Here is a 6,085-nt window from a genome sequence, read left to right as displayed (position 1 = left end):
CATCTATCCTCGATGCCGAGGTCAGATCGTATGCGGTATTAGCAGTCGTTTCCAACTGTTGTCCCCCTCTGAAGGGCAGGTTGATTACGCGTTACTCACCCGTTCGCCACTAAGATTGATGGAAGCAAGCTTCCGTCGCTCTTCGTTCGACTTGCATGTGTTAAGCACGCCGCCAGCGTTCGTCCTGAGCCAGGATCAAACTCTCCAAGATATCTTGAAGCTATTTGAATAGCTCATTTGTTTTGTTGTCGCTACACTTAAGTAGCTTTGAATTATGGTTGGTTTTGACATCGTCAAAACCCGCACTCTGGCATATGTTCAATCGTTTTGATTGATTACCTATCATTGTTCAGTTTTCAAAGATCTGTTACCAGTTAACCCAGATAAAATCTAATATTCAAGCATTTCTCAAAGAGAACATCGTGTTAACTGACGACTTGATTATGATATCAAGTTTGACTCATTTCGTCAAGCACTTTTTAAACTTTTATAGATTAAAAATTCAATATATATTTAGCTGTAACGTAATGACTTTTATAAGTATAGCATATCTAAAATAAACGTCAATAAATACTTCCACTCTCCCTTCATTTTCATCGTTTATTCATTTTACAACGTAATTTAACGTAATTTATTCTTTTAAACAGTATATTAATTGTATATTTAAAATTCTACCCTTCCCCCTTATAAAATTCTTTCATATTTGCAACTATAGTAGAAAATACAAAACCCCTTCTAAGGAATTACGAAAATTCCCGAAGGGGTTTTACATGCTTTCACAATAAATATCACAAAAGCTATACTTATACTATTGTTGATTGCGCATATCGTTCTTATTACGGCTTTTCCATAAAACCCACAAGGAAGTAGCTACGCAGATAGAAGAATATGCACCGCTGGCAAAGCCGATAATCATACATAATGCAAAGTTTTTCGTCGTATCTCCACCGAATACAAAGAGGGATACACATGCGAACATAACCGTTGCCAAAGTATAAAAACTGCGATGAATACTTTGCGTAATAGATGCATTTGCCAAGTCCGCAAATGTATCGGTACGCTTATGGGTATGAGTATTTTCACGAATACGGTCAAAAATAACAACCGATTCGTTCATCGAATAACCTACAACTGTCAAAATCGCCGCCAAGAAGGACGCATCGATTTCTAACTGAAAATACGAGAATACGCCTAAAACCATAATCAAATCATGAAGAATGGCCGCTAATGCGGAAACAGCAATTTTATATTCAAAGCGATATGAAATATACAGTGCAAGTGCAGCAAAAGCGATAACAAGATTTAAAATCGCATGTTCCGTCACCTCGGAACCGATAACGGCACCTACTGTTTCGATACGCTTAACCGTATTATTCCCAAGAGATTTTGTTAAGGATTCTACAACGGCTGCACTTTCACTAGGCTCCAAGTTACGAGTACGAATCATTACATCCTCACCGGACGTATCACCTGTCGTATCTCCGGAAAGCTGAATTTGTGCGCTTTCAAGATTATATACTTTCAAAACGTCACGAACCTGGCTAACCTCTACGGGCTTGTCAAATACCACCTCAACGATGGTACCGCCCGTATAGTCGATACCAAAGTTAAAACCCTTTGTAAAAATCGACACAAGGCTGATAATAACCAGAATAGAGGAAATGGCAAACCACCAGCGATGGTGTCTGATTACATCTAATGTCATTTGCGCTTACCTCCTTTCAAAGTTTTTGGTGCAAAAGCATCTGCGCTTGTGGCAGGGGAAATATTCGCACCAAACCAGAATGGATGGTTCGTGAAATTACAATCGATTAATAAGCGCAATAAGAAATGGCTCACAGTAATCGCTGTGAACATACTTACCACAACACCGACACCCAAGCTGATAGCAAACCCTCGAACAGGCCCCGATCCGAGAATCGTCAAAATAGCCGCTGTAATAATAACGGATACGTTCGCATCGGTAATGGTTGCCAATGCACGGCTAAAGCCGGCTTCCATAGCGACACGCATGGATTTACCGGAAAATACCTCTTCTTTAAATCGTTCAAAAATGAGGATATTCGCATCTACCGCAACCCCCATAGACAGGATAATACCGGCAATACCCGGCAATGTCATGGTTGCAGCAAACCCCTTACCCAACACGAGTAGTAGAAGCAGAACGTACACAAGTAATGCAAGATTAGCTACAATACCGGACAAGCGATACAAAACGATCAGGAAGATCATAATCATAGCAATGCCTGCACTGAATGCTACAACGGATTTATCCTTCGAGTCCTGCCCCAGGGACGGACCTACGGTACGTACTTCCAATACATTGATTTTTACAGGCAATGCACCGGAACGCAAAAGAATCGCTAAATCTTTTGCTTCTTCCAACGTTTGGCTACCGGAAATAGTCGCTTTACCGCCTGTAATAGCTTGTTGTACTACAGGATTTGTCAACTCTTTACCATCCAATGTAATTGCGATGCGACGACCGATATTTTTAGATGTCAAATCGGCAAACTTCTTAGCCCCTTCATCGCTCAATTCAATAGCAACAAGAGGTTGTTTATTCTGTCCCAGTTCTTCCTTCGCATCTTTTAAATCATCACCGGTCATTACCGTTTGGCCCTGATCATTTTTAAATTCCAATACCGCTGTCTTACCGATACGTTTAATCGCTTCGTCAGGATCTTTTACCCCCGGCAGTTCGATGATAATACGACGAGCCCCTTCACGTTGTACCAACGGTTCGGATAACCCCATTTCATTAATACGACGCTCCAAGATCTGTTTTGCCTGTTCAACCGCATCATTATCAGCCACACCGGTCGCGGAATCTTCCGCTTCCAATACGATATGCGTACCACCTTGTAAATCAAGACCTTGTTTCAAGGATCCCGCTAAAGGTTGAATAAAGTACGCAAATAACCCAATGATGACAGCAACGGCAACTAAAAACTTTACTATAGCTTTGCCTTTCAAAATAGTTGCTCCCTTCTACTGCACGCAATGCACTATGCCTTGCTCTGTAATAATCTGTTCCACCCGACAATCGTGCTCATCCATAGGAATCGGTGTATCGCTCAATTGAGCACTCCAGCACACGCCTATATAGGATGATGGTGAAAGCCCCTCGAGAAATCGGTCATAATAACCGTTTCCCATTCCCATGCGCCCGCCATAACGGTCAAATCCCGCACCGGGTACAAAAATCAAATCCAGATCATCCGGCTGGATGATATCATATGGTTCAGGAGGAATACGTATACCTAAAACACCACGAGTAACAACCTCCAAAGACTGCAGACGAACCGCAATCATCGTCGTCTTATCGACACATACGGGAACGTATACAGATTTACCGCATGTTAAAGCATGTCTGATTACACCGTCTAAGTTGGCCTCTTTCGGCATCGCTAAATAAGCCATGACGGTCTTTGCCGACTGATACTGAGGATTCAAAGTAATTTGTTCTGTTAACGACGTTGTCCATCGTTCACAATCTTCAATCGATAAAGCAACGCGCACGGATTTACACGACCGGCGCACTGCTTCCTTCGTATTCATTATTTTTCGTCCTTATTTTTCTTGGAAAGCACGTTTGCAATAGCGGTGCGCGCAAAGGTCAATTCAACCTTTTCAGAAACCTGTACCTTCACCTTTTCATCGTCAAGCTCAATGATTTCTCCATAAATGCCACCGATAGTGACGATTTTTTGACCTTTTTTCAAACTGCCCAAAAGGTTGGCACGTTCTTTTTGTTGTTTCTTTTGCGGACGCCACAATAAGAAATAAAAAATCACCACCATTAACAAAATCGGCCAGCTGGTTTGTAATATTTGTTGGATATCTCCCATTTTTCCTCCTAGATAATAAATTTGTATTTCTTTTCTAGTATAGCCATCTAAGATAAATTTGACTAGACTAAATTACTATTTTTTAAAACTATCCCAAAACTGCATTCTGAATTGAGGGAATCGGTCCTCTAGGATAGCTTGACGCATTTGACGCATAAACTCAAGTAAAAAGTAAAGATTGTGATATGTTACGAGTCTCAACGCTAGAATTTCCTCCGCCTTATACAAGTGACGAATATAAGCGCGAGAGTAATTTTGACAGGTATAGCATTGGCAACCTTCCTCCAACGGGCCCCAGTCTCTGCTATAAGCGGCATTTCGAATATTGAGACGCCCCTTCCAGGTCATAGCCATCCCGTTGCGAGCAACACGAGTCGGATATACACAGTCAAACATATCGACACCGCGTGCCACGCCTTCCACCAGACAGTCCGCCGTGCCGACCCCCATCAGATAACGGGCTTTATCGGTCGGTAATAACGGTGTAGTATATTCAAGAATTTCATTCATCAAATCATGCGGTTCACCTACCGATAAACCGCCGATACTATATCCTTCAAAATCCATCGCAACCAATTCCGCGGCGCTTTGTTTACGCAAATCCTTGTACATGCCGCCCTGGACGATACCGAACATGCCTTGACGGTCATGTGCATGACGCGCCTCCTGACATCGATGAGCCCACCGAGTGGTACGTGCCGTAGAGCGTTTCGCATAATCATGATCTGCCGGATACGGAATGCATTCATCAAAGGCCATCGCAATATCGGATCCCAACTGTTCCTGTACCTTTGTTGCGACCTCAGGTGACAGAAATTGTTTCGATCCGTCAATATGTGATCTGAAAGTAACGCCTTCCTCCGTGATTTTTCGCATGTCTCCCAAGCTGAACACCTGGAATCCTCCGCTATCTGTAAGAATTGCCTGATCCCAATTCATAAACGTATGAAGGCCGCCGGCTTCTTCAATCAATTCAGAGCCAGGACGTAAAAATAAATGATACGTATTACTCAAGATGACTTGAGAGCCCATGTCTTTCAATTCCTCCGGCGTCATCGTTTTTACCGTGGCTTGTGTGCCTACAGGCATAAACATAGGCGTCTGAAACGTACCATGAGGTGTATGTAATAGACCTGCACGCGCCCCTGTATGAGGACAGGTCTTTTGTAATTCATAGGTAATACTTGCCATGTCCTCTCCTATCGTATAAACATTGCATCGCCAAAACTGAAAAAGCGATATCTCTCTCGAACAGCTTCTTCATAAGCCGCCAAACAATGTTCACGGCCTGCTAAAGCACTGATCAACATCAATAATGTAGATTGAGGCAGATGGAAATTCGTCACGAGAGCGTCAATCATCTTAAATTGATACCCGGGATAAATAAAAATCTGCGTCCATCCACTCATTCCCTGCAATATACCATCATCATCGGTAGCGGACTCCAACGTACGCACCGATGTGGTTCCTACCGCAATAATGCGGGAACCGTTGCGCTTTGCCGCGTTTATGCGGTCCGCTGTATCTTTAGGAACAACAAAGAATTCACTATGCATTTCATGATCCTCAATGATTTCGGCCGATACCGGTCTGAAAGTTCCGAGACCGACATGGAGGGTAACAAATTCCAAGGATACCCCCTTTGCCTTGATAGCATCCAACAGCTGCGGCGTGAAATGGAGTCCCGCCGTCGGTGCCGCAGCAGATCCTTTTTCCTTTGCATACACCGTCTGATAACGATCTTTATCCTCCAGCTTTTCATGAATATACGGAGGCAACGGCATTTCACCGATTTCCTGAATAATATCATCAAATACACCGTCACAGGTAAACTCAATAATACGTCCGCCAAATTCAGTTTTATCTAATACGGTGCCCCTAAGTCGATCATCAAATTCAACAACTTGTCCTACAGGGCATTTTTTCCCCGGTTTAACGAGGCATTCCCAGCGATTTTCACCACATGGCGTGAGCAATAAAACCTCTACTTTACCGCCGGATTCTCGACGATGACCATAGAGTCGTGCCGGAATAACCTTCGTATTATTAAATACGAGCACATCGCCTTCATGCAGTTCATCTAACAAATCATAAAAATGAGCTTTATGCTCAACAGCGCCTGTAACCTTATCCAAGATTAAAAGACGCGCTGTATCACGTGGCTCCACGGGATGTTGAGCAATAAGTTCTTCCGGCAGTTCATAATCAAAATCTGTAACTTTCATCGTAATCCT

General features: G+C 42.9%; 6 protein-coding genes and 1 rRNA gene. All 7 read right to left on the bottom strand.

What is annotated here, in order from left to right:
- Positions 1 to 211: ribosomal RNA gene (locus VEHSUH05_RS02325) — 16S ribosomal RNA — on the bottom strand; the annotation flags it as partial.
- Positions 212 to 808: 597 nt separating this feature from the next.
- On the bottom strand, positions 809 to 1,705 hold the full coding sequence (secF, locus tag VEHSUH05_RS02320; RefSeq protein WP_038116875.1) for a protein translocase subunit SecF: 897 nt from the start codon (positions 1,703 to 1,705) through the stop codon (positions 809 to 811).
- Positions 1,702 to 2,976: a protein translocase subunit SecD gene (secD, locus tag VEHSUH05_RS02315; RefSeq protein WP_105090632.1), complete on the bottom strand. Its 1,275-nt coding sequence runs from the start codon at positions 2,974 to 2,976 to the stop codon at positions 1,702 to 1,704. Before secD ends, secF begins: the two co-directional genes overlap by 4 nt.
- A 15-nt stretch (positions 2,977 to 2,991) precedes the next feature.
- Positions 2,992 to 3,561, bottom strand: coding sequence for a 5-formyltetrahydrofolate cyclo-ligase (locus VEHSUH05_RS02310; RefSeq protein WP_054674751.1), 570 nt, complete (start codon positions 3,559 to 3,561; stop codon positions 2,992 to 2,994).
- Positions 3,561 to 3,851 (bottom strand): preprotein translocase subunit YajC, encoded by a 291-nt coding sequence (gene yajC, locus VEHSUH05_RS02305; RefSeq protein WP_038116884.1) that lies wholly within the window; start codon positions 3,849 to 3,851, stop codon positions 3,561 to 3,563. Before yajC ends, VEHSUH05_RS02310 begins: the two co-directional genes overlap by 1 nt.
- Positions 3,852 to 3,926: 75 nt before the next feature.
- Positions 3,927 to 5,042: a tRNA guanosine(34) transglycosylase Tgt gene (tgt, locus tag VEHSUH05_RS02300; protein ID WP_038116887.1), complete on the bottom strand. Its 1,116-nt coding sequence runs from the start codon at positions 5,040 to 5,042 to the stop codon at positions 3,927 to 3,929.
- An 8-nt stretch (positions 5,043 to 5,050) separates the two neighbouring features.
- Complete coding sequence (queA, locus tag VEHSUH05_RS02295) at positions 5,051 to 6,076, bottom strand: tRNA preQ1(34) S-adenosylmethionine ribosyltransferase-isomerase QueA (RefSeq protein WP_105090631.1); 1,026 nt, start codon at positions 6,074 to 6,076, stop codon at positions 5,051 to 5,053.
- Positions 6,077 to 6,085: the final 9 nt, after the last annotated feature.

The organism is Veillonella denticariosi JCM 15641 (genome assembly GCF_002959855.1).
Lineage (GTDB): Bacteria > Bacillota > Negativicutes > Veillonellales > Veillonellaceae > Veillonella > Veillonella denticariosi.
This window is presented reverse-complemented; position numbering and strand designations above follow the sequence as displayed.

What these genes read in the sequence shown, in the direction of transcription:
- yajC (WP_038116884.1), bottom strand. Translation starts at nt 3,851, where the DNA reads ATGGGAGATATCCAACAAATATTACAAACCAGCTGGCCGATTTTGTTA.
- tgt (WP_038116887.1), bottom strand. Translation starts at nt 5,042, where the DNA reads ATGGCAAGTATTACCTATGAATTACAAAAGACCTGTCCTCATACAGGG.
- secF (WP_038116875.1), bottom strand. Translation starts at nt 1,705, where the DNA reads ATGACATTAGATGTAATCAGACACCATCGCTGGTGGTTTGCCATTTCC.
- queA (WP_105090631.1), bottom strand. Translation starts at nt 6,076, where the DNA reads ATGAAAGTTACAGATTTTGATTATGAACTGCCGGAAGAACTTATTGCT.
- VEHSUH05_RS02310 (WP_054674751.1), bottom strand. Translation starts at nt 3,561, where the DNA reads ATGAATACGAAGGAAGCAGTGCGCCGGTCGTGTAAATCCGTGCGCGTT.